This is a genomic window from Paenibacillus sp. J23TS9, assembly GCF_018403225.1.
Classification (GTDB): domain Bacteria; phylum Bacillota; class Bacilli; order Paenibacillales; family Paenibacillaceae; genus Paenibacillus_AQ.
In genome coordinates this window covers 24,003-46,589 of record NZ_BOSG01000010.1, presented here as the reverse complement: position 1 = coordinate 46,589, position 22,587 = coordinate 24,003, and the positions used below count along the sequence as shown (strand labels likewise).

At 48.4% G+C, this 22,587-nt stretch carries 19 protein-coding genes, 1 tRNA gene and 1 pseudogene; 2 read left to right on the top strand and 19 right to left on the bottom strand.

Annotated elements, in window-relative coordinates; translation table 11 throughout:
- Window positions 1-62: 62 nt before the first annotated feature.
- From gpmI to KJS65_RS29055, 5 genes are all read right to left on the bottom strand, one after another.
- Entirely contained in the window at window positions 63-1,607 is a 1,545-nt protein-coding gene (gene gpmI, locus KJS65_RS29075) for a 2,3-bisphosphoglycerate-independent phosphoglycerate mutase (RefSeq protein ID WP_213653243.1), read from the bottom strand.
- Between the two features lies 1 nt (window position 1,608).
- Entirely contained in the window at window positions 1,609-2,361 is a 753-nt protein-coding gene (gene tpiA / locus KJS65_RS29070) for a triose-phosphate isomerase (protein ID WP_213653242.1), read from the bottom strand.
- A 45-nt stretch (window positions 2,362-2,406) separates the two neighbouring features.
- Window positions 2,407-3,588, bottom strand: coding sequence for a phosphoglycerate kinase (locus KJS65_RS29065; RefSeq protein ID WP_136607672.1), 1,182 nt, complete (start codon window positions 3,586-3,588; stop codon window positions 2,407-2,409).
- 289 nt (window positions 3,589-3,877) lie between these two features.
- Window positions 3,878-4,888, bottom strand: a complete 1,011-nt coding sequence (gene gap / locus KJS65_RS29060) for a type I glyceraldehyde-3-phosphate dehydrogenase (protein ID WP_136607671.1) — start codon at window positions 4,886-4,888, stop codon at window positions 3,878-3,880.
- A gap of 118 nt (window positions 4,889-5,006) precedes the next feature.
- A complete protein-coding gene (locus tag KJS65_RS29055; RefSeq protein WP_213653241.1) occupies window positions 5,007-6,059 on the bottom strand; it encodes a sugar-binding transcriptional regulator in 1,053 nt (350 codons plus the stop codon).
- Window positions 6,060-6,383: 324 nt separating this feature from the next.
- Between KJS65_RS29055 and KJS65_RS29050 the strand changes: the two genes are divergently transcribed.
- Both KJS65_RS29050 and clpP read left to right on the top strand, forming a co-directional pair.
- Window positions 6,384-6,458 (top strand) — tRNA-Arg (locus tag KJS65_RS29050).
- A gap of 186 nt (window positions 6,459-6,644) precedes the next feature.
- The gene (clpP, locus tag KJS65_RS29045) at window positions 6,645-7,241 is read left to right on the top strand and encodes an ATP-dependent Clp endopeptidase proteolytic subunit ClpP (RefSeq protein ID WP_136607669.1); all 597 of its coding nucleotides are present in this window, start codon (window positions 6,645-6,647) and stop codon (window positions 7,239-7,241) included.
- 163 nt (window positions 7,242-7,404) lie between these two features.
- Here the strand turns inward: clpP and KJS65_RS29040 are convergent, their stop codons facing one another.
- From KJS65_RS29040 to KJS65_RS28975, 14 genes and pseudogenes are all read right to left on the bottom strand, one after another.
- Complete coding sequence (locus KJS65_RS29040) at window positions 7,405-8,517, bottom strand: DUF3298 and DUF4163 domain-containing protein (RefSeq protein WP_213653240.1); 1,113 nt, start codon at window positions 8,515-8,517, stop codon at window positions 7,405-7,407.
- Window positions 8,518-8,721: 204 nt separating this feature from the next.
- On the bottom strand, window positions 8,722-9,828 hold the full coding sequence (locus KJS65_RS29035) for a PdaC/SigV domain-containing protein (RefSeq protein ID WP_213653239.1): 1,107 nt from the start codon (window positions 9,826-9,828) through the stop codon (window positions 8,722-8,724).
- Window positions 9,829-10,396: 568 nt separating this feature from the next.
- Window positions 10,397-11,176, bottom strand: a pseudogene (locus tag KJS65_RS30030) (DUF2087 domain-containing protein); the annotation flags it as partial.
- Between the two features lie 159 nt (window positions 11,177-11,335).
- Window positions 11,336-12,388 carry a polyamine ABC transporter substrate-binding protein gene (locus KJS65_RS29025; RefSeq protein WP_213653237.1) on the bottom strand — a complete coding sequence of 351 codons (1,053 nt, stop codon included), beginning with the start codon at window positions 12,386-12,388 and terminating at the stop codon, window positions 11,336-11,338.
- 102 nt (window positions 12,389-12,490) lie between these two features.
- Window positions 12,491-13,297: an ABC transporter permease gene (locus KJS65_RS29020; protein ID WP_280531368.1), complete on the bottom strand. Its 807-nt coding sequence runs from the start codon at window positions 13,295-13,297 to the stop codon at window positions 12,491-12,493.
- Window positions 13,294-14,145: an ABC transporter permease gene (locus tag KJS65_RS29015; protein ID WP_136607663.1), complete on the bottom strand. Its 852-nt coding sequence runs from the start codon at window positions 14,143-14,145 to the stop codon at window positions 13,294-13,296. Before KJS65_RS29015 ends, KJS65_RS29020 begins: the two co-directional genes overlap by 4 nt.
- A complete protein-coding gene (locus tag KJS65_RS29010) occupies window positions 14,142-15,116 on the bottom strand; it encodes an ABC transporter ATP-binding protein (protein WP_213653236.1) in 975 nt (324 codons plus the stop codon). Before KJS65_RS29010 ends, KJS65_RS29015 begins: the two co-directional genes overlap by 4 nt.
- 396 nt (window positions 15,117-15,512) lie before the next feature.
- Window positions 15,513-16,265, bottom strand: coding sequence for an SIMPL domain-containing protein (locus KJS65_RS29005; RefSeq protein WP_213653235.1), 753 nt, complete (start codon window positions 16,263-16,265; stop codon window positions 15,513-15,515).
- A gap of 164 nt (window positions 16,266-16,429) precedes the next feature.
- On the bottom strand, window positions 16,430-17,944 hold the full coding sequence (locus tag KJS65_RS29000; RefSeq protein ID WP_213653234.1) for a methyl-accepting chemotaxis protein: 1,515 nt from the start codon (window positions 17,942-17,944) through the stop codon (window positions 16,430-16,432).
- Window positions 17,945-18,177: 233 nt separating this feature from the next.
- The gene (locus KJS65_RS28995) at window positions 18,178-18,447 is read right to left on the bottom strand and encodes an HPr family phosphocarrier protein (protein ID WP_127604616.1); all 270 of its coding nucleotides are present in this window, start codon (window positions 18,445-18,447) and stop codon (window positions 18,178-18,180) included.
- Between the two features lie 97 nt (window positions 18,448-18,544).
- Entirely contained in the window at window positions 18,545-19,474 is a 930-nt protein-coding gene (gene whiA / locus KJS65_RS28990; protein WP_136607660.1) for a DNA-binding protein WhiA, read from the bottom strand.
- Between the two features lie 7 nt (window positions 19,475-19,481).
- Entirely contained in the window at window positions 19,482-20,468 is a 987-nt protein-coding gene (locus KJS65_RS28985; protein ID WP_213653247.1) for a gluconeogenesis factor YvcK family protein, read from the bottom strand.
- Between the two features lie 14 nt (window positions 20,469-20,482).
- Window positions 20,483-21,382 carry an RNase adapter RapZ gene (gene rapZ / locus KJS65_RS28980; protein ID WP_136607659.1) on the bottom strand — a complete coding sequence of 300 codons (900 nt, stop codon included), beginning with the start codon at window positions 21,380-21,382 and terminating at the stop codon, window positions 20,483-20,485.
- A 128-nt stretch (window positions 21,383-21,510) separates the two neighbouring features.
- Window positions 21,511-22,461: an ROK family glucokinase gene (locus tag KJS65_RS28975; protein WP_213653233.1), complete on the bottom strand. Its 951-nt coding sequence runs from the start codon at window positions 22,459-22,461 to the stop codon at window positions 21,511-21,513.
- Between the last annotated feature and the right edge of the window lie 126 nt (window positions 22,462-22,587).

Genomic DNA, 22,587 nt, shown 5'->3' with positions numbered 1-22,587 from the left:
CTTGTTCTCCTTTGTCGTTCATATTTAGTCCAGGTTAAATCTCATCTATATCATTATACCGCTTATTTACGGCTTGCAATCATCGATTCTCCGGTCATTTCGGCCGGCTTCGGCAGCTGCATCAGATCAAGAATGGTAGGAGCCACGTCGGCCAGGATACCTTCCTCACGCAGTGTCACGTTATCAGCTGTCAAAATAAACGGTACCGGGTTGGTTGTATGTGCTGTAAACGGACGTCCATTTTCATCAAATACCATATCGGCGTTACCGTGGTCCGCGATAATAATCGCTACCCCGCCTTTGGCAATGACGGCATCCACAACTTTACCCATGCATTCATCTGTCACTTCAACGGCCTTGATTGTCGGCTCCAGCATGCCGGAGTGTCCAACCATATCAGGGTTCGCAAAGTTCAGGATGATCGCATCATGCTTTTCAGCCTCAATTTCCTTCACGCAGGCATCTGCCACTTCGTAAGCGCTCATCTCAGGCTGCAGATCATAGGTTGCAACCTTCGGCGAATTAATCAGGATGCGTGTTTCGCCCGGAAGCTCAACATCGCGTCCACCGCTGAAGAAGAAGGTAACATGCGGGTACTTTTCCGTCTCCGCAATACGAAGCTGTTTTTTGTTGTTCTGCACAAGCACTTCACCAAGCGTATTGTCCAGGTTTTTCGGCTCGTAAGCTACAAACCCTTCCACCGTCTCGCTGAACAGCGTCAGACATACAAAATGAAGGTTCTCAGGGAATTTCGGTCCTCGGTCAAAGCCGCGGAAGTCCTTGTTCGTGAATACCTGGGACAGCTGAATGGCACGGTCCGGACGGAAATTGAGGAACACGACAGAGTCGCCGCTTTCCACAAGAGATACCGGCTGGCCGTTCTCATCCACAATGACCGTAGGCTCTACAAACTCATCGAATACCGATTTGTTGTAGGATTCCGTAACAGCTTCCAGAGGATCGGTGTATTTAGGTCCATCTCCGTACACGATTGCACGGTAAGACTTCTCTACACGCTCCCAGCGCTTGTCACGGTCCATTGCATAATAGCGGCCTTGTACGGCCGCAATCTTGCCGATGCCTACTTCTTTGATTTTGGCCTGAAGCTCTTCAACGAACTTCTTGCCGGAATCCGGAGCCACATCGCGCCCGTCAAGGAAGGCGTGGATATATACTTCATCCAGTTCTTCTTTCTTGGCGAGATCGAGCATAGCGAACAAATGCTCAATGTGGCTGTGTACGCCGCCATCCGAGAGAAGGCCGTACAGATGCAGCTTCTTGCCGTTGTTTTTGGCAGCACGTACTGCCTCAACCAACGTCGGGTTTCCGAAGAACTCACCCTCGCGGATCGATTTCGAAATCCGGGTCAAATCCTGATACACAACGCGTCCTGCTCCAATGTTCAAATGGCCCACTTCAGAGTTGCCCATTTGGCCCGCAGGCAAGCCTACGGCTTCACCGCAAGCCGTCAGCGTGGTATGCGGATATTTTGCTCTCAAACGGTCATAATTGGGCTTCTTGGCTTGAGCAACGGCGTTGCCTTCCTCTGTGCCGCGAAGTCCGAATCCGTCCATAATAATCAGTGCTACCGGTCTAGGTGCGGTCATCTTACTTCGCCCCCTGGACAAGGTGGATGTAAGAGGCAGGCTGCAAGCTGGCACCGCCGACAAGAGCGCCATCGATGTCGCTTTGGCCCATGTACTCAGCTACATTCTCAGGCTTCACGCTGCCGCCGTATTGAATGCGTACCTTGTTTGCTACTCCTTCTCCATACAATCCTTTCACCAGTTCGCGGATGTAAGAAATAACTTCATTCGCGTCCTGTGCCGTTGAAGATTTACCCGTTCCAATGGCCCAGATCGGTTCGTAAGCAATGACTGTTTCAGCTGCCTGATCTGCGGACAGGCCCTTAAAAGCTGCTTCCGTTTGCACTCTGCAAACATCCTTCGTTTGGCCGGCTTCACGCTCTTCGAGCTTTTCACCCACACATACGATTGGAGTCAGTCCATGACGGAATGCTGCATGCATTTTCTTGTTGACGGTCTCGTCCGTTTCCGCAAAATAAGCACGGCGTTCGGAGTGTCCGATGATAACATAGTCCACGCCCAGATCCTTCAGCATTTCGCCGCTGATTTCACCGGTAAACGCGCCGTTGTCTTCGAAATGCAGGTTTTGGGCACCGATTTTAAGGGAAGTTCCCTTAACTGCTTCGACCAAAGCTGGAAGATTGGTGAATGGCGCACAAATCACGCTTTCCACGCCGTCGACTTCCGCTTTGCCTTTTACTTCTTCGATGAATGCTTTGGCTTCCTTCACTGTCTTAAACATTTTCCAGTTGCCTGCAATGATTGGTGTTCTCACATGTTTCAACTCCTTCTTAAGTCCTTACAAGCTGTACCACCCGGATTATTTATCGTTCAGGGCTACGACACCAGGAAGCGCCTTGCCTTCCATGAACTCCAGCGAAGCGCCACCGCCTGTGGAGATGTGATTCATTTTGTCAGCCAAATGGAATTTTTCCGTTGCTGCCGCAGAGTCACCACCGCCGATGATGGTGTAGCCTTCTGTTGTCGCACAAGCTTCAGCCACTTCACGCGTGCCGTTGGAGAATGGGTCGATTTCGAATACGCCCATCGGTCCGTTCCATACGACCAGCTTGGAGTTTTTGATCACTTCGGCATATTTAGCGCGGGTTTTCGGTCCGATGTCCACGCCTTCCCATTTCTCAGGGATGTTGCCTACTTCTACAATCTCAACGTTGGCATCCGCTTTGAAGTCGTCCGCAATAACGATATCCACCGGAAGCAAGAAATTCTTGCCGAGGTCCTTCGCTTTTTGGATAAATCCGAGCGCTACATCCAGTTTATCATTATCGCACAAAGACAAGCCAATTTCATATCCTTGAGCCTTCATGAAGGTATAGGACAGTCCGCCGCCGATCAGAACGTTATCTGCAATGTTCAGCAGGTTGTCGATAACATCGATTTTATCTTTAACTTTCGATCCGCCGATAATGGCTGTGAAAGGACGTTCCGGATTCAAGAGCGCTTTGCCCAGTACAGACAATTCCTTCTCCATCAAAAGACCGGATACAGCCGGCAGGAAATGAGCGATGCCTTCTGTCGAAGCATGTGCGCGGTGAGCGGCGCCAAATGCGTCGTTAACGAACAGATCGGCAAGCTCTGCAAATTGCTTGGCAAGCTCTGGATCATTCTTTTCTTCACCAGGATAGAAACGCACGTTTTCAAGCAAAAGCACGTCGCCGTTTTGCATTTTCGCAATCTCGGCTTTTACGGCCTCGCCCACAGCTTCGTCCGCTTTTGCGACCGGTTTGCCGAGCAGCTCGGACAGACGCTCTGCAGCAGGTGTCAAGCGCATGGAGTCCACAAATTGCCCTTTTGGACGGCCCATATGGCTCGCCAAAATGACTTTAGCACCGTTTTCGATCAAATACTTGATCGTTGGCAGTGTTTCGCGGATCCGTGTATCGTCAGTAATTTTGCCGTCTTCCAAAGGCACATTGAAATCCACGCGTACAAAAACGCGTTTTCCGTTTACTTCCACATCACGTACAGACTTTTTATTCATTGTTCGTTCCTCCGTACCCATTATTTGTTTGTATCAGGAATCAGGGGTAACAGTTATAGAATGAACTAAAGAGAAGTCATGCCCCGAACACCTATCTGCCCGCAAAGCCTTTAGTTCAATCTATAATAAGTATCGGGATTTTTACAATCCTCTTAGATTCTATCTATCCAAACTCTCCAGTTTCTCTATCCAAATCATTTCTCTATGCAACAAAAAAACCATGTATTTATAAAGAGCGGAAACAAAAAGTTCTGTTTCCGCTCCATATGTTCGTTAAACGGCGTCGTTATTACTTAGCCAGTTTAGCGAAGTATTCCAATGTGCGAACCAATTGAGCTGTGTAAGACATTTCGTTGTCATACCAAGCTACTGTTTTAACGAGTTGTTTGTCGCCAACAGTCAGCACTTTTGTTTGTGTAGCGTCGAAGAGGGAACCGAAAGTGATACCTTTGATATCGGAAGATACGATTTCGTCTTCAGTGTAGCCGTAAGTTTCTGGATCGGAAGCTGCTTTCATAGCTGCGTTAACTTCGTCAGCTGTTACTTTTTTGTCCAGAACAGTTACGAGTTCAGTCAGGGAACCAGTTGGAACCGGAACACGCTGAGCTGCACCGTCAAGTTTGCCTTGAAGATCAGGGATAACCAGACCGATGGCTTTAGCAGCACCTGTTGTGTTAGGAATGATGTTTTCAGCAGCTGCACGAGCGCGGCGGAAGTCGCCTTTTGGATGTGGAGCATCCAAAGTGTTTTGGTCGCCAGTGTAAGCATGGATTGTAGTCATCAGGCCTTCAATGATACCGAACTTGTCGTTCAATGTTTTAGCCATTGGTGCGAGGCAGTTCGTTGTGCAAGAAGCGCCGGAGATTACTGTTTCAGTTCCGTCCAGAGTTTCATGGTTAACGTTGTAAACGATCGTTTTCATGTCGCCTGTAGCTGGAGCAGAGATTACAACTTTCTTAGCTCCGCCTTTCAGGTGCTTTTCAGCTGCTTCTTTAGTAGTGAAGAATCCGGTACATTCCAGAACGATATCAACGCCGAGATCTCCCCAAGGAAGCTCTTCAGGGTTACGGTTCGCAAGAACCTTAACTTCTTTGCCGTTTACTTTGAAGAAGCCGTCATGAACTTCAACATCGCCACCGAATTTGCCTTGCGTTGTATCATATTTAAGCAAATGAGCCAACATTTTAGCATCAGTCAAGTCGTTGATTGCCACAACTTCGATGCCTTCCACATTTTGAATGCGGCGGAAAGCGAGTCGTCCGATACGTCCGAAACCGTTAATGCCTACTTTTACACTCATTGAATAGTCCTCCTAGAATTTCTTTTTTTTGAGGATTCTGCAAAAGCCGTTAATACGGTCGCAAAATCCAGTATTTATTCAAAACAGGCATTACACCTGTATTGATAACTCTGTTGTTTTAATGACTTTCAGGTAATTGTTCATCAATTCGTCTGCAAATTTCGATTGCTGCTGCCTCATCCGTAACGAGTATGTTCTCGTGTCCGAACTTCAGCACGGAGTGAATGGCATCCGCCTTGTCTCTCCCGCCAGCGATCCCAATCACGATCTCCGTTCTCATAATATCCTCGAGCCGGAGGCCAAGCGTGAGCATCCGATGAACAACTTCACCCTGTTCGTTAAAGTAGTAGCCAAAAGATTCGGCCACCGCGCCTTCCTTCTGAATATCCTGCACCGTAGATAAATCCAGCCTTCTGCGCCGGGTCATTTCCATTGCGTCCCCAATGCCGTGCATAATAATACGGCACTGCCGGATCACCTGTACAATTTCCTGGATATTCCTGTCCTGTACAAGCGATTGATACGCGTCATCGCTCAGCAGATCCGGTACATGAAGCAGCCGGTACTGTGCGCCTACACGCTTCGCCATGGTAGAGGCAATGGTGTTCGCCTGGAATTCCATACTCTCTCCAAGGCCGCCTCTCGCCGGTACAAACCAGCTGTTCTTCATAGGGACAGACACTTGAGGATTGAGCTCCTCCGCAACAGCTGCCAGCGTGGAACCACCGGTGACTGCCACGGTGTCTTCTTGATTCATAACTCCTAGCAGAGCCTTGGCTCCTGCACGTCCGAGATCGCGTTTGGTCAGCGGTGAGTTTTCACAGTCCCCCGGCACGACCACAACCTTCTGCAGGCCGTAGGCATGACGGATTTTCTCACCGAGCTCGTTCAGTCCGAACAGCTCCTTGGCCATCGGTCCCATCTGTTCCAGCAGGCTTCGTCCCGCTTCGCTGACTTTCATGCCGGAGCTTTCAATTTCAATGAGTCCTTGGGCTTTCAACAAATCTGTCTCTGCCCGCAAAACCCGCTCCGTCATATGAAGCGATGCTGCCAGCGTACGCCGGCCTATCAGCTCCGAAAGCATGATCTGATGAAGAATGGTGTACCTTGTCTTGAGGATGTCCATGAGATCAGGCAGAAGCTGCTTTTGTATCTCTATTATTTTCCGCATTGCTTTCCACTCCTGCAACTTCAACTTCCTTCACTCTGACTCCTTGGCCTTAAAATGTCCCGGGTTAACGTTTTAAGTCCCACTTACATTCTACTCAATTTTCAGGTCAGTTGCAAGTAGTCTAACGTCTATCCTTCACATTCTTCTTTCCTCTTATACAGGTGTACGGGCAAAAGGCCTGCATCACCGCCAATAACACGTACTTGTCCCTATTCACCAAAAGATCTCTTGCAATCTTCAGCCATATATCATATAATAATTTTTGCTGTATAGGACGTGTGGTGACATGATTTACCGACACTCATTCTACAGAAATTACATTACGCGCCCGTGGTCCAATGGATATGACGTAGGCCTCCGGAGCCTGAGATCGAGGTTCAATTCCTCGCGGGCGCGCCATTATTTTTACCAAACTTCTACCATATGTTTAACCAACAGGACAAAAGCCAATCATCGGCTATTTTTTTTACCCTGAGTTTGACTATCTTTGACTTTTTGTTTGAAATTGTTTATCATGTGGTTAATACGGTAACAGTATGTATAGAATGATTATACTTGATCTATGTGAATAGGGAGGTTTTCCACGTGAGTTATGTACCTATGGTCGTTGAACAAAGCAACCGCGGCGAACGCGCGTACGACATTTATTCCAGACTCTTGAAAGACCGCATTATTTTCCTGGGTTCCGATGTCAACGACGTGGTTGCCAATTCGATTATTGCCCAGCTTCTGTTCCTGGCTGCCGAAGACCCTGAAAAGGATATTCACCTTTACATCAACAGCCCGGGCGGCTCCATCACAGCCGGTATGGCGATTTTTGATACAATGCAGTACATTAAGCCGGATGTATCTACCATCTGCGTAGGCCTCGCTGCTTCCATGGGCGCATTCCTCTTGAATGCGGGTGCCAAAGGCAAACGTTTCGGTCTGCCAAACAGTGAAATCATGATTCACCAGCCGCTCGGCGGCGCTCAGGGTCAGGCAACGGATATCGAGATCCGCGCCCGCCGCATCCTGAAAATGCGTGATACATTGAACCGCATCCTCGCTGATCGTACGGGTCAGCCGCTGGAACGGATCGAGAAGGATACGGACCGCGACTACTTCATGAGTGCAAAAGATGCCGCTGAATACGGCCTGATCGATAAAGTACTGGAGCATCCTCCGGTGCAAGGCGTCTAAGCTTTTAGGCATTAAAAGAGAGCTGCTTCCTGAACCTAAGGAGGCGGCTCTCTTTTTATCATGTTCCATCCTTACATTCTATGGTATTTTCTGAATGCAACAAAAGAAGGTGCCTCAGGCTTAAAACCTGCGACACCTTCTTTATTTTCATAATGAACAATACTTATTTGTAATCCGCGAATGGGTCGGTACCCTTCGGAAGCAGTTCGCCGAAACTGAACGTATACGTCGGAAGACCTGCCGCATAAGGCGCAATCTCGTACTGTTGATAGTAGATAGCAAGTCCGCCCTCTTTGACATAGAAGCTCGGCTGATCCGAGAGGCCTGCTCCCTTGCCGTCAAAGGTAACCTTTATCGTTTTCTGCTTCAGCAGCTTGTCGAGCTTCTGCTTGTAATCCGGTGCGGCCTTAAGCACATCGCCCAGCTCCAGCTGCTTGCCGTCCTTCAGAGAGAAAGTCTTGCCGTCGCGGTATGTGCCGCCATGAGCCCCTCCCGAATATCCATACTTATCGGTAACCACGCTGAGGATGCCTTCGCGGTTGTAGGTAACAACGAAGCTCTGGACAAAGTCGTACATATGCTCGATCTTACCATCCCTGTGGCTCGCCTGCTCTTCGCTATCTGCAGCGAAGGCTTCGGCATCATCCTTAAAGGCTTTGTTGATCTTGGATTGCACATCCTCAGGGAGTCCACTCACTTTCGGATAATGAATCACGATGCTGGCATTTTTATTGCTCTTGGTCAGCGTCTCACTGGAAACACTGATGTTGTTCATCTCCTGCTTGCTGATGTCAAGCGACTTTAGGGAAGGATTCCATACGCCCTTAAAGCCCATAAAATCGTTCAGTACCTTAAATGGTACGTACAGATGACCGCCGATATTTTTGGATTCATAGATATCGATGTCGTTATCGCCATAGCTATAAATATAATAGCTGTTCAGATTCGAGGCTACGCCATACTCGGACAATTCAAGATTCAGCTTGGTTGTTCCGCTTCCAACGCTATAGGTTTTCGTACCCGGGTTATAATTCAGCGGCAGACCCAGCGAATCACGCAGAACCGTCACCGGAATCATTGTAATGCCGTTCACGATTTTCCCCTGCTCTTTTAAAGTTGTACCGTTATATTTGAGGACAACGGACGGCTGCACGCCCTGCTTTACTACCGGTTTAACGGCCGCTGCATGTACCATTGCCCCCCCTGTCATATTCGCTCCACCAAAAAGCACGCCGGCAGCAAGTACAGCCGCGCTCCATTTCATTGTTTTATTCATTGCTTTTAGTCCCCTCTCTCCAAAGATTGCTACATATGCTAGTCATATGAATGATTACAGAATTTATCCACTCCCTTATTATACAAAGGGACTCGCCTCATTTGATGACAAACGCGGTTACAGTATTGTCGTATACAAGCGAAAAAAAGTATAATTCTGTTCATCATTTTTCCATATGCCTGGATAAGTCCGGTACTAAACGATTTACTTGAACGCTGCAAAAGGATCCGCATCTGCTGATAGCAGCTCGCGGAAACCTACCGTATACGTCCGAATTCCTTTAGTAAAGGATTCAGGACCGGTATTTCCGAAGTAAAAGTTCAGACCGGCACCGGATACGTAGAATTGGAGAGAACTCCGGTTATTTTCAAGACTCATAGTGTTGCCATCCTTCTTCATGCGCTCCGCCAGAATCTGATACAGCTTCTCCTCCGCACCGCTGCCTTGGGGAAGCAGATCACTCAAGCTTAAGGGGCGACCATCCTTAAGGGAGAAGGTCATTGCTTCTCGCTGAACAGGATCCTCGCCTCCGGTATACGTAGATTGATCAGTCAGCACGCTGAGAATGCCATTTTGATTGTACATCACCATATAATTCGTATTATAGGTATAGGGAAAAGGAACAAGTTCAGGATCGCGGTGTGAAGATCTTTCTAATCCCTCCGCTGCAAAAGCATCCGCTTTTCTCTTGAATTCTTCATTGATCTGCTGCAGTACCTGTATATCAGCCAGGCCGGTAATCTGAGGATATTGAATCATCGTCTCGAGATCTTTGGTCTTCTGCGACAAAGTTCCCGTCATCACTTGGATGGCGTTGGTATCCCTTTTCTCCAGTTTCAGCGTATGAGTTACCTCATCATACTCTCCCTTGTAATTAAGCACATCATTCAATAGCTTGAAAGGTACATAAAGCCTTCCTTCAATATTCACGGCGTTGTAATCGGTACTGATGCTTCCCATATAAAAATGATTCACACTCGTCAGAACGCCGTATTCGGATGTATCCAAATTCAGCTGGCTGGTTCCTGAACCTACATTATACGTATACGTGCTGTTATCGTAGGAAATGGGAAGACTCATGACATCCCTAAGTACCGTAATCGGAACCATGGTCCGCCCGTTTACCAACAATCCCTTCTGCTGCAGCTTATTATCATTAAATATGAGCTGTACCTGCACCATCTGTACAGCCTTTGTGAGAGCAGGCGCTTTTACAGAAGCCGGAGCTTTTGCGGCCTGAACAGCGTTTGCTTCGCCAATCAGCAGACTTGCTGACATCATGATGGAACTCCATTTCATCCATTTATTCATTTTCCCGGTTCTCTCCCATTCCAATCCAATAAATATGCGCTAGGGATTATTACCCAAACTTGCAGGTATGTATATCCTAAGCGATGCGAAAGAGAGATAAGTAACAAGAAAATGACAGATGAGGGAGCCTTTTTTAGTCCTTTTACAATTTATTTGCCCGTGGACGTTTGTTATAGCCCTTATCATCATAAGGTTGGAGCTTCTCAAGCCATTCCTTCTCCATCTTGGCCACTTTATCCGTATAAATCTTTTGCTGCTTCAGATCATTGGCTGCCTGTGGGTCAGGCTGCAGCTCCTCAAGAATTTCAAAAGCAAAAGCTTTTTCCCCAAGCTCCTTCCAGTCTTTTTGCAACGCTTGGCTGACATGGTAGTCGGAATGAAGTCTCGCTTTCTGGCCGTTAATTGCCCCCGGCAAATTCGTGCTGCTTGTCACATATATCTTTCCATTTTCCAGGTTGCGGATTTGGATAACCCCCATAGGTCGCGGCGTGCTCATATATTCATCTACCAATTCTTTTCTTCTCTGATTTTTCATGTCTTTCTTCACCTTTCCTTTCTCTTCGGGCTGCTTAACCCAATACTCGCTGCCGTCCGGCAAACGGTCCATAAAGCCGTATTCGATCAAAAACCTTCTCATCGTCACATAGTCTGCGTAGCGTGCTTCAATGACTTGGTTGACCTCTTTTTCGGAATATGTGCGCCCCTGCTCGAAATCTCCGGCCATATGTCGCAGAACAGCAACTCTGCGCTTTTCCTGTTTAGGAAAAGATGTAAGTGGTCCATACAGCCCTTCCGCAAAATATTTGCTTAAAATCTGCCCATTCTCTTCATTAGTGATCGAAAGACGCTCGCCCAGCTTGCCTGGCAGCTTGGATTGCGCAGATTTAGACGATGCAGCCGATGGCTGGCGGCCGGGGCTTTTCCCGCCTTCCTCCATCAGTTCCATAACAGCCAGGAACAGCTTCGCCTGCTTCATCTTCTCCCGCAGCATAAAGCGGTGATTACGGATGGTGGACGTGCTCCCTCCGTCAATCTCAGCAATAATGTCTTGATCACTTAATCCCTGGTTGAAAAATCCGATAAGCGTACGCTGCAGATCCGTCAATCCAGTCAGCTTCTTGTCGAGGCTCAGCAGGTAATCAAGCATGGAATCATGCTCATCCTGTATATGGCGACGCATTGACTTTTCGGCTTCATATAAAATCCCGTTCTCCGGGTAGACAATTCCTTTTTCTGTTTGGTACCCGCAAATCAGGCATGTATACGTATCCACACCGGAATCCTCCACATAACCGCGTTTAAGATCATGAATATCGGCATGCAGCAGATCTTCGGAAACAGTATCCATTAGCAAACAACCCCTAACAATATTTATTATATATTAGACATTTTATATTATTGTCTATTATTTTTCAACTGCAGCAATTTAAATACACAAAAAACCCCTCTCCATGAAGGAAAGGGGTTTTGCTCACTTCTATAAACGTTGTTACAGCATTCCGGTCATTTACTCCCGTCCGCTCTTGAGTTCAGTCCAGTAACGGTCGTATACCTGAAGCGTCGCGCCAACGTCACCGAGCCATTCGGTACGCTTCATCTCATCTTCAGTCAGATTAATCATATGGTTGTTACGGTATGCTTCACTGTGATATTGCATCGCCTTGGCGTTCGGATCGCTGTAACCGACAGTTTCGTAGTTCTTCGCGCTCACCTGCGGATCCAGCATGTAGTTGATGAACTTTTCAGCCAGCTCCTTGTTTTTGGCGCCTTTTGGAATCGCATAGTTGTCAGAGAAAATCGTAGAACCTTCTTTGGGTACCACATATTCAATATCTGGATTGTCCTTCACAATAAAGGCAGCATCACCGGACCATACCGTTCCGATCCAGCCTTCTTCCTGAATCATTTTTTGCTTAATGGTATCTGTATCAAAAGCAAGCACGTTTGGCAGCAGCTTTTTCAGATCATCCACAGCGGATTTGATTTCGCCTTCATTCGTGGAGCTGTTAGAATGGCCTTGCTTTTTCAGCGCCATGCCAATCACCTCGCGGTTGTCATCCAGCAGCAGCACCTTGCCTTTATAAGCAGGATTCCATAGGTCTTCCCAGCTGTCGATCTTGTCCTTCACATACTTCTTGTTATAAGCAATCCCGGTCACGCCGGACATGTACACGATCGAATATTTATTGCCTGGATCATAGACCGGATCCTTCAAAGATTCCTGAACGTTGGCGAAATTCGGAACGTTTTTCATATCCAGCGGCTCCAGCAGCTGGTTCTTGATCATCGTAGCCACCATATAATCGGAAGGCTGAATCAGATCATAACCGCCTCCGCCTGCCTTGATCTTGGCCAGCAGGTCCTCATTGTTTGCATAGTTATCGTACGTGATATCAACGTTGTACTTGCTCTCAAAATCCTTCAGTACATCCTCGTCGAAATTATCCGCCCAACTATAAATATGAAGCGTCTCCTTGGAGGAGCACCCTCCCAAAGATGTTAATGACAATGCAGCAATAGCCCCTGCCAGCAGCAAGCCGGCGATACTCTTTCTTTTCACAGTTACATATCTCCTCTCTTTCCGTTACTCCATTTTATTGGATCATGCAATTTTACCTTTCGAAACCTTAATAACCCGAACAATCATCCGCCCGTATATACTTTAAATCGGGAGTGTCTTATGCTTCTTCTGCCCTTTGCCCCGGTTCAGGAAGAACTGCGCCAGCAGAATCAGCGTCACACTCACCAAGATCAGCAGCGTACATAGTGCATTGATTTCCGGCGAGATTCCACGCTTCACCTGTCCGTAAATATAGATCGGCAGCGTGGTCGAGCTCGGGCCCGCCACGAAGAAGCTGACCATGAAATCATCCAGGGACATCGTAAAAGCAATCAGCGCCCCCGAGATGATCCCCGGTGAAATCTGCGGCAGCGTCACGTACCTGAACGTCTTCCAGCCGGTGGCACCCAGATCTGAAGCAGCCTCTTCGAGCTGCCGTCCCATACCGGCCAGACGTGCGGTCACCACCACATAGACATAAGACATGCTGAATGTGATATGGGCGATAATGACGGTCGCTTTACCCAGCGGAATATGCATTTGGTTAAACAGCACCAGCAGGGACAAGCCCATAATAATATCCGGAATGACGACAGGTAGGTACATCAGGCCGTTCATGCCGCCCTTCCATCTCCTGCTTAAATTCCGGAGCGAGAGCGCGGCGAGTGTCCCCAGCAGCGTGGCAGCAATCGTGGAAATCACCGCTACCGTCAAGCTGTTGGTGAGTGCCTCCATGACATGCCGGTCCTTCAGCAGCGAGGTATACCATTCAAACGTAAAGCCCTTCCAGTCCCCGCTCAGTCTCGTGTTGTTGAACGAGTATACGATGATGAGCAGGATGGGCACATAGATAAAGATCATCATCAGCAGAGAATGTATTCCCAAGAGGGGATGATTTTTCTTCTTCACGCGCTCCCCTCCTTTACACGATCAGCCTTGGACTGCATCGCCCGGTTAAACAGCAAAATCAGGATCAGTGACGTTATAACGAAAATGACGGATAGCGCAGACCCGAACGGCCAGTTGCGCGCTCCCAGGTACTGTGACTGGATAATGTTACTGATCATCATGGATTTTGCACCGCCCAGAATATCTGTAACCACAAACATCCCCGTCGTAGACACATATACCAGCACACAGCCGGTCATGATGCCGGATTTGCTCTGCGGCAGCGTAATATGGCGGAACGCCTTCCAGCGCGTAGCGCCGAGGTCGCTGGCCGCATCCAGCAGCCGCTTGTCCATCTGCTCAAGTGCCACATAAATCGGCAGCACCATAAACGGAATGAAGTTGTACACCATGCCAAGCAGTACGGCTCCTTTGGTATACAGCATTTGCACCGGATCCTGAATCCATCCAAAATGCAGCAGCAGCGAATTCACGATGCCCTGCGTCCGCAGCAGAAGCACCCACGCATAGGTACGGATCAGGAAGTTGATCCAGAATGGAATCGTAATCAGTACAAGGCCCCAAGTCTGGATTTTCGGGGCGGCATTAGCAATATAATAAGCCAGCGGGTAGCTGACCAGCAGACAAATCACAGTTGTTACCACGGACAGAACAAGCGTGTCCCAGTAGATGCCGAGATATAGCGAGTCAAAAAAAGTCTTGTAGCCGGTCAGGCTGAATCCAAAGACAACATTGCCCAGTGTGTCGCGATTCATAAAAGAGATCACCACGACAATGATCATTGGAATGAGAAGGAAAAGAGCCATCCACAGCAGCACGGGTATCATCAAAAATTTCGATTTTCTCATGCCCCGATGACCACCTCGTCCTTCGGACTCCAGTTCACCCCGATCTTCTCACCGATTTGCCACGGTCTTTCATCCGTAAAGTCGAGCGCAATCGTAACGGTCATCGGCTCAGAATCGAGATGGACCGTCAGCTTATGCACGTTGCCAAGATACAGGACATCCTGGATAACTCCCGTCACGCGGGCTTGCTCCAATTCACGCACCGGGCGAAGCTTCTCCGGACGAACGGCAAAAAGCCCTTGGGCAGAAGAGAAAATATTATTCTCACCCACAAAGGTTGCAGCAAATAAGGTTTTTGGCGTTGCATAGATTTCTCTCGGCGTACCTACCTGCTCAACCTTTCCGTTATTCAAAATGACGATCCGGTCGGACAGCATCATGGCTTCCTCCTGGTCATGCGTCACATATACAAAGGTAATTCCCAGTGAACGCTGCAGATGCTTGAGCTCGGACTGCAGATTTTTGCGGAGCTGCAGATCCAGCGCGCCAAGCGGCTCATCCAGCAAAAGCACCTTCGGTTTATTCGCAATCGCGCGGGCAATAGCCACACGCTGCTGCTGTCCGCCTGAAAGCTGATGCGGATAACGCGAAGTAAGTGCCGTAAGCTGCGTCATAGCCACCGCTTCTTCAATCCGCTTCTTTTGCTCTGGCTTTGGCATCTTTTTCATTTTCAGTCCGAAAGCAATGTTCTCCTCGACCGTCATATGCGGAAACAGCGCGTAGTGCTGGAACACGAGGTTCAAATCCCGCTGATTTGGCGGAAGATCCGTCACTTTCTGGCCTGCCAATACGACGTCACCGTGAGTTGGCGTCTCAAAACCGGCAATCATGCGAAGTATAGTCGTCTTACCACAGCCGCTTGGACCGAGCAGAGTCAGGAATTCTCCCTCTTCGATGTTCAGTGACAACGGATGCACGACCACTTGTCCCTCGAAATGCTTCTCAATCTGGACAAGGTCAATCATATGCATCAACCCCCTATCATGTACTTCAGGATTCCTAGAATCCAAATTTTCAGAAAAAAACTTCCCCTTACATTAAGAAAAGCGTCTATCGACTTAAAATTCACAGAAGACAGACCGCCGTTTGGTGTGCATTTAAGAAAAAAAGCCATATTCATGGGTATGGCTTACCAGGCTTGAAATTATTCATTTATAAGAAGATACACATATATCATTCCCTGGAAGTAACCCTTGTAAGTACAAAAATTCGCATATTCACTATACCGTTTTTTCTCCCTCGGTACAACTCTTTTCTATAGGATTCGACAGGAAAAAGCTGCATATGTATCAAAAAAAGAAAACCGCCCGACCTGATGAGCCGTTTATGCTCAAGAGGAAAGGGCGGTTCTTATGGAGCTGCGATCCTTACTTCAATTCATACTGAACGCTCAGCTGTGTCGACACTTTCACTTCACCAGGCGCCACTGCCGTGGAATTATTCGAGTCCGCAGCGGACATAGCTTCCATTTTAGCTGCCGTATAAATCACTGGGTTGCTTACGTCTCCCTGACTGACTACCAGCACCAATCCAAGCTGGCGTTTAGCCGCTTTAGCGATGGCTCCAGCTTTCAGGTCCGCATTCGCCATGGCTTTTTGGATGACCTGCTCTTCATATTGATCGCGATTTTCAACCGAGAAGCTTACGTTGTCGATGTTGTTCGCTCCTGCGTTCGATGCATCGTCAAGCAGTTTACCGATTTTGGATAGATCCCGATAGGAGACCTGAAGCGTGTGATGAGCTGTATAGCCCTTCACCTTTTGGCCGTCTTTATCATTGTAAGTGTAATTCGGCTGCACATAGAAGGATACGCTTTGAATGTCCTTGTCAGCGATTTTCCATGTGTTTTTCAAGGTATCTGTAATCTTTTGAATTTTCTCGGCGTTGGCCTTTTGCGCGCTTTGCGCTGTATCTGCCTGTGTGTCCACTCCGATGGACAGGTAGGCGATATCCGGCTTCACGGAAATCTCACCTTTGCCGACGACGTTAACAATATTGCGCTGCACATCCTGATCCGCATATGCCGTGGAAGTTAATCCCATTCCGCTTACGCCCGCTCCTCCGACTAACAAAGCTCCCGCGATCAATACGGAGCCCACAGGCTTCATCCATTTGTTCATTTTTATGCCCTCCTCTAGTTATCGAACAGTTTTCCCAAAGAGGCGCAAGTGCAAAAGTCAGCAGGATCTAACCTATCTTTTTCACTTTCACCTGATTTGTCTACTAGACGCAGAGGAATGGTAAATGTTGCAGATATACGAAATATTTTCTGCCCAAATATGGTTTAGGTAATGGCCTGCAAATTGCTTTGAGCATTTTTGATGCCTTGCAGACTGTTTTCATTATTGCTGAGCAAGGACTGCAATGTTGCCAACAGTTCCTGAAGCGTAGCCGATGTCTGCTCATTGACCGATGCCAGATGTGATGTCGAATCATCAATGGAACCGGAAAACGATGCAATCTTACGGATATGAGCAAGATAACCGTCCGAAATTTCCAGAAGCCCTGCAATAGACTTTTTAATCGAATTAAAAGCCTCAGAGGTTTCCTGAGTTAACGTGCTGCTCTTCTGCATCCCTTCTGCAACCTGTCCCATACGGTTAATTGTGTCATTCATCAGGCCGGAGAACCCGCTCATTTCAGAAGAGATCTGCTCTGCTGAGCTTGAAGCTACTTCTGCCAGCTTGCGAATCTCCTTGGCCACGACAGCGAATCCTTGTCCATGCTCGCCCGCTCTGGCGGCTTCAATACTGGCATTCAGAGATAACAAATTCGTTTGATTGGCGATTTCCTGTATGGTCTGGCTGAATTGCGATGTGCGGTTTACCCGCTCGGTCAAGCTTTGGATATCTGTAGACATCGCATCAATCTGCAGCTTAAAGTCCATAATGGCCTGATTCAGCAGCTCCACCTTATCCTTGCCCGATTCCGACAGCTGGCTCGTATCATCTGTTTGTTCCAGTAGAGTTTCCGTCGAGCTCGACATCTGCTTCACCATTGTGTTCATCTGTTTTACAGACTCGTTGATGGCATACGTCGAGTCCACCTGTGCCGATGCGCCGCCGGAGATTTCCTGGAATGCGATGTTCATCTGCTCAAAGGAGGCCAGATTATCCTCAACGCCATGGGTGATATCCTGAATGTTGCCCGTGACAAGCGTTACGCTGTTCAACAGGCGTTCCCTCAGCTCCTGCTGCTCGGTCAGCAGCCTTTCACTCTGTTCGCGTGCCTTTTTCATGTTTTTCATCAGTGTATTCGTGACAAGCAAGAGGAGGAAAACCATGATGGATACAAGCACCACCATCAGTAATGCCTGCTGCTTATCCTTCAGCGTCATTGGAATCCCGGTATTTCCGAAAGCCAGATAAAGCGTAATGATCAGTGAATACACCAGCGTAATGGAGGTGATGATGATCTGCAGCGTAATGATGGCGAGCACAATCAAATAGTAGACCGCGAAAAAGCTTGCCATCGTAGGCTGAACAAAGGACTGGATCCCAATATTCAGAGCCATGCTGAAAACGCTGATATATGATATATAGCGGATATATTTTTTGCGAATATGTAAGTAAACGTATGAAACTAAAGCAATGATATTAATTAAAAAGCAAAAATTGGCTATGCTAAATAAATGATCCGGTTCCACCGTGGTAGCCGCAAAAAATGTTGTGATGATGATGGCGGCCAATAAAATTTTGTTTCTCCCGCCCATGTCCTTTTCTTCAAGCGTCAGCATTCTTTCTGAACCTGTTCCTTCTCTCCCAGTAGATGAGTTTCTCTTACTGCTCCATTTCCCCATACCGTTACTACTCCTTTTTTATATTTTCTCCATCGCAAAATAAGAGCGTGCCGCCTTCGTAGTGGGCAGCTATAGTATGATATCGGTTAAATGGTTACTTTTGGTAAGAGGTCTTTTTATAAAAAAGAGGTTTTCCAGACATAGCAAAACAGCCTTCTCTTCTACTTGAAGAAAGGGCTGCCTTTGAAAATGGCCGTGAGGATGACCCCCGGCAGAGTATGAATCAAACCGTATTATTGGTTCTCGAGTTCTTCCTTACCCACCAAACTGACTAAAGCGGTTACAGCCTGATCTGCGTCCGCTCCCTCGGCACTGATGATTACTTCCGTACCCGAACTGATTGCAAGGCTCATAATTCCCATGATACTCTTGGCATTTACTTTTTTATCATCTTTTTCCACGAAAATTTCAGACGAGTACTTATTCGCTTCTTGGACGAACAACGCTGCCGGTCTGGCATGAAGACCCGTTTTTAAGCGGACAACTACGGGATGTTTTGTCATGGAAACCTTACCCCCTATTTAAGAAATCTGCATAGCTCTCATACCATATTTGGTAACATTATAACATTATAACATGAACGACACTAGAAGAAAAAAACTAGCCGTTCCGAATCTTCTCAGCCAGCTCGTCGATCTTACGCAAACGGTGGTTAACACCGGATTTGCTGACCGATCCTTTGAGGAGCTCGCCTACCTCCTTGAGGTTCATGTCCGGGTGAGCCAAGCGGATTTCAGCAACCTCGCGCAGCTTGTCGGGCAGGTTATGCAGCCCCATTTCCTTCTGCAGCAGCTTGATATTATCGATTTGCCGGACGGCAGCTCCAATAGTCTTGTTCAGATTGGCGGTTTCGCAGTTCACAATCCGGTTTACCGAATTGCGCATGTCACGCATAATACGCACATCCTCAAACTTGAACAGCGCTTGATGCGCTCCGATCAGACTCAGGAATTCGATAATTTTCTCGCCTTCCTTGATGTATAGAATGAACCCCTTCTTTCGCTCGATTAACCGGGCGTTAAGCTGGAATTCGTTCGCCAGATCCACCAGGGCCTGGCAATGCTCCTCATACATGGAGGAGATCTCCATATGGTAGGAAGATCCTTCAGGATTATTCACCGAGCCTCCGGCCATAAACGCTCCGCGCAGGTATGCGCGCTTACAGCAGTTTTTCTTGACCAGATCAGGATCGATGTCTGCCCGGAACAAAAAACCCTCAGAGACAATCTTCAGCTCTTTCAGTATTTCCTGAACACGGGCCGGAATACGGACGATGTACACATTATTTTTTTTCAAACGCATTTTCTTACGAACGAGCAGCTCTGTATGGGCCTGAAAATATTTTTTGATCAGCGTATAGATCCGTCTGGCAATCGCTGCATTCTCGGTGGATATATCCAAAATGACCTTCTTGTTCGAAAGCTGGACCGCCCCGTTCATGCGGATCAGTGCCGACAATTCGGCCTGTTCGCAGCAATTGTCAGCTTCGATCATGGTCAGTTCTTTTTTAGTCAGCGCCGCAAACGACACGGGACTCTCACCTCTTTCTTGAAATCCAGTCTTGAACCAGCTGGTAAATATGATGACTCAGTTTGTCGGCATCATGCCGCAGATAAGTCCGGAAAAGCACCAGTGTGTCGGCAATGATCTTGTATCCCAGGTTGGTTACCTCATCATAGTCGAGCTCGACCGGCTTGGCGCCCTTTTCTGCGTACTTATCCTGAACCTGCGGAGGAATATCCCCGCTGTTCACGATGACATAGTCAAATAAGTGCTTGCCGATATGATCATAAATAGCCTGGAGATGATCACTGACGGTATATCCGTCCGTTTCTCCCGGCTGGGTCATGACGTTGCAGACAAATATTTTGATCGCTTCTGAAGCCATCACGGCTTCAGCCAGCTTTGGTACCAGCAGATTCGGCAGAATACTGGTATACAAGCTTCCTGGACCGATCAAGATCGCATCGGCTTCTTCAATGGCGGCAACAGCCTCAGGCAGTGGCTCCACCTCGGACGGCTCCAGAAAAACACGCTTGATCCGTCCGCCTGCTTCGGGGATTTTGGATTCGCCGGTCACAATAGAGCCGTCCTCCATTTCCGCAGAAAGCACAACGGCTTCGCCAGCAGCAGGCAGCACACGGCCCCGGACTGCGAATACCCGGCTCAGCTCCCGCACAGCCGTGACAAAGTCACCGCTAATGTCGGTTATCGCCGCCAGGATCAAGTTACCCAGACTGTGTCCCGCAAGGCCTGAGCCGCTGCTGAAGCGGTATCTCAGCATTTCTGACATCAGTGGTTCAACATCGGCCAATGCTGTCAGAACGTTGCGGATATCGCCCGGAGGCGGCATCTGCAGTTCACTCCGCAGTATGCCTGAGCTGCCTCCGTCATCGGCCACGGTTACGATCGCCGTGATGTCCAGCGGCATTTCCTTTAAGCCGCGCAGCATGACCGACAAGCCTGTGCCTCCGCCCATGACAACAATCCGCGGACGCTCTCTTTTTTGCTCAGCCACTCTCATCACTTCCACTCTCATTAATGCCGATCACGTTCAGAATCCCGGTGGCTGACCGAAACTGATTCTGTTTCACTGGCCCCCAGCATTTTGCCCAGATATTCAGCGATGGCTACCGAGCGGTGCTTCCCGCCTGTGCATCCAATGCCGATAATCACTTGACTCTTGCCTTCCTTCCGGTACTGTGGAATGAGAAAATGCAGCATATCCAGCAGTTTGGTCAGGAATGATTGGGTTTCAGGCCACTTCATGACATAGTCGTATACTTCGCTGTCCTGTCCGGTCCGCGGCCGCAAATTCTCCACATAATGGGGATTCGGCAGAAAACGGACATCAAATACAAGGTCGGCGTCAATCGGAATTCCGTACTTAAAACCGAACGAAGTAATATTGATGGATAGCGTGTTGCTCTCCAGTTGGGAGAACCTCGAGATGATTTTATCCTTCAGCTGTCCCGGCTTCATGCTGCTGGTATCCAGCACAACGGTTGCGGAGCTTTTCAGCTCCTCCAGCATTTTGCGCTCGAGGCGGATGCCGTCAAGCGGCATGCCCTCAGGAGCAAGCGGATGACGACGCCGGCTTTCCTTGTAGCGCTGCACCAGCACCGAGTCGGTAGCTTCCAGAAACAGAATTTCACAATGTATCGTAAAATGGTCCTTGATATAATTTAAGGATTCCGATAATGCCGTAAAAAATTCGCGTCCGCGCAGATCAATTACCAGCGCCACCTTCGCGATTTTACCCTTCGACTGTTCAATCAGTTCTGCGAATTTTGGAATCAGCACCGGAGGCAGGTTATCTACACAAAAAAAACCGAGATCCTCCAGGCTTCGTACTGCTAGCGTCTTTCCAGCCCCTGACATGCCTGTAATAATAATCAGGGTGGCCATGGCCGACGCAGTATTGTCACCGTCTTGCATCAGCTTTCCCTCCCTTGGTTTGGTATTCAGAAAGCGAAAGAACGGGCCGCAAATACTTCAAATTCTTATTTATTCAAAGCCGCCCGCTGTACATCCGTTTCTCCGTTTAAACAGCCGCTACAGCTGTCCTAGGAACGAAGCAGGAGTCCGGCAGCGCCGACAACACCGGCATCGTTTCCAAGCTGTGCAGGCAGGATCGAAACGCCCTTCTGCAGTGGCTCTGGTGTCAGTTTGGCGAACACTTCGCGCACCTCGTCAAACAGGATATCCCCTGCTTTCGATACGCCGCCGCCGATAATGAACACTTCCGGATTGAGCGCAGCCGCTACAGCTGCCATGGATTTGCCCAGATAGAACGCTGCACGCTTCACGATGCGCTGAGCAACCTCATCCCCTGCTTTTGCAGCATCGAAAACTTCCTTCGCTGCGATATTCGACTCCAGCGCCAGAGAAGTGCGGTCACCGCGCTCAACAGCATCCTTCGCCATACGAATAATCCCTGTAGCCGAGGATACGGTCTCGAGGCAGCCCATTTTACCGCAGCCGCATTGGATCGCTTCTAGATCAGGAACAACCGAGATATGTCCCAGCTCTCCTGCAAGGCCAGAAAAGCCCTGATAAATTTTACCGTTCATAATGATTCCGCCGCCTACACCCGTACCCAGTGTATAGCACACACAGTTGTCGATTCCGCGTCCCGCGCCGCTCCAAGCCTCACCCAGTGCAGCAACGTTAGCGTCATTGTCTATTTTAATAGGCTTGCCGATCTTCTCCTCCAGAATAGCGCGAATCGGCACATCACGGAAACCTACGTTTGGTGCGAAAATAATGATTCCCTCACGGACATTGGTGAAGCCGGCAACTCCCGCTCCCACACCGGCCAGCTGATCCCAGCTGTATGGGGACTGGTCAACAATATGTCGAACATATTTCTCGATATTATTGACGACAACATCAACGCCTTTTTCCGTTTCAGTGGGTCCTTCATACGTTTGAATAAGCTGTCCTGCTTGATTGCAGATGCCGACCTTGATCGAGGTTCCCCCTAAATCGACACCAACGTAGATTTGCTCAGACATGTTACAAGCCACCTTTTTTCTTCAATAATAGTTTGCTCCTACTGTACCAACTATAATTGAAGCTATTCTATCGGTCAAGAGATGTGAGAACCGTCACAAACCGCCATCAATGCCCGTGCTGCGGGC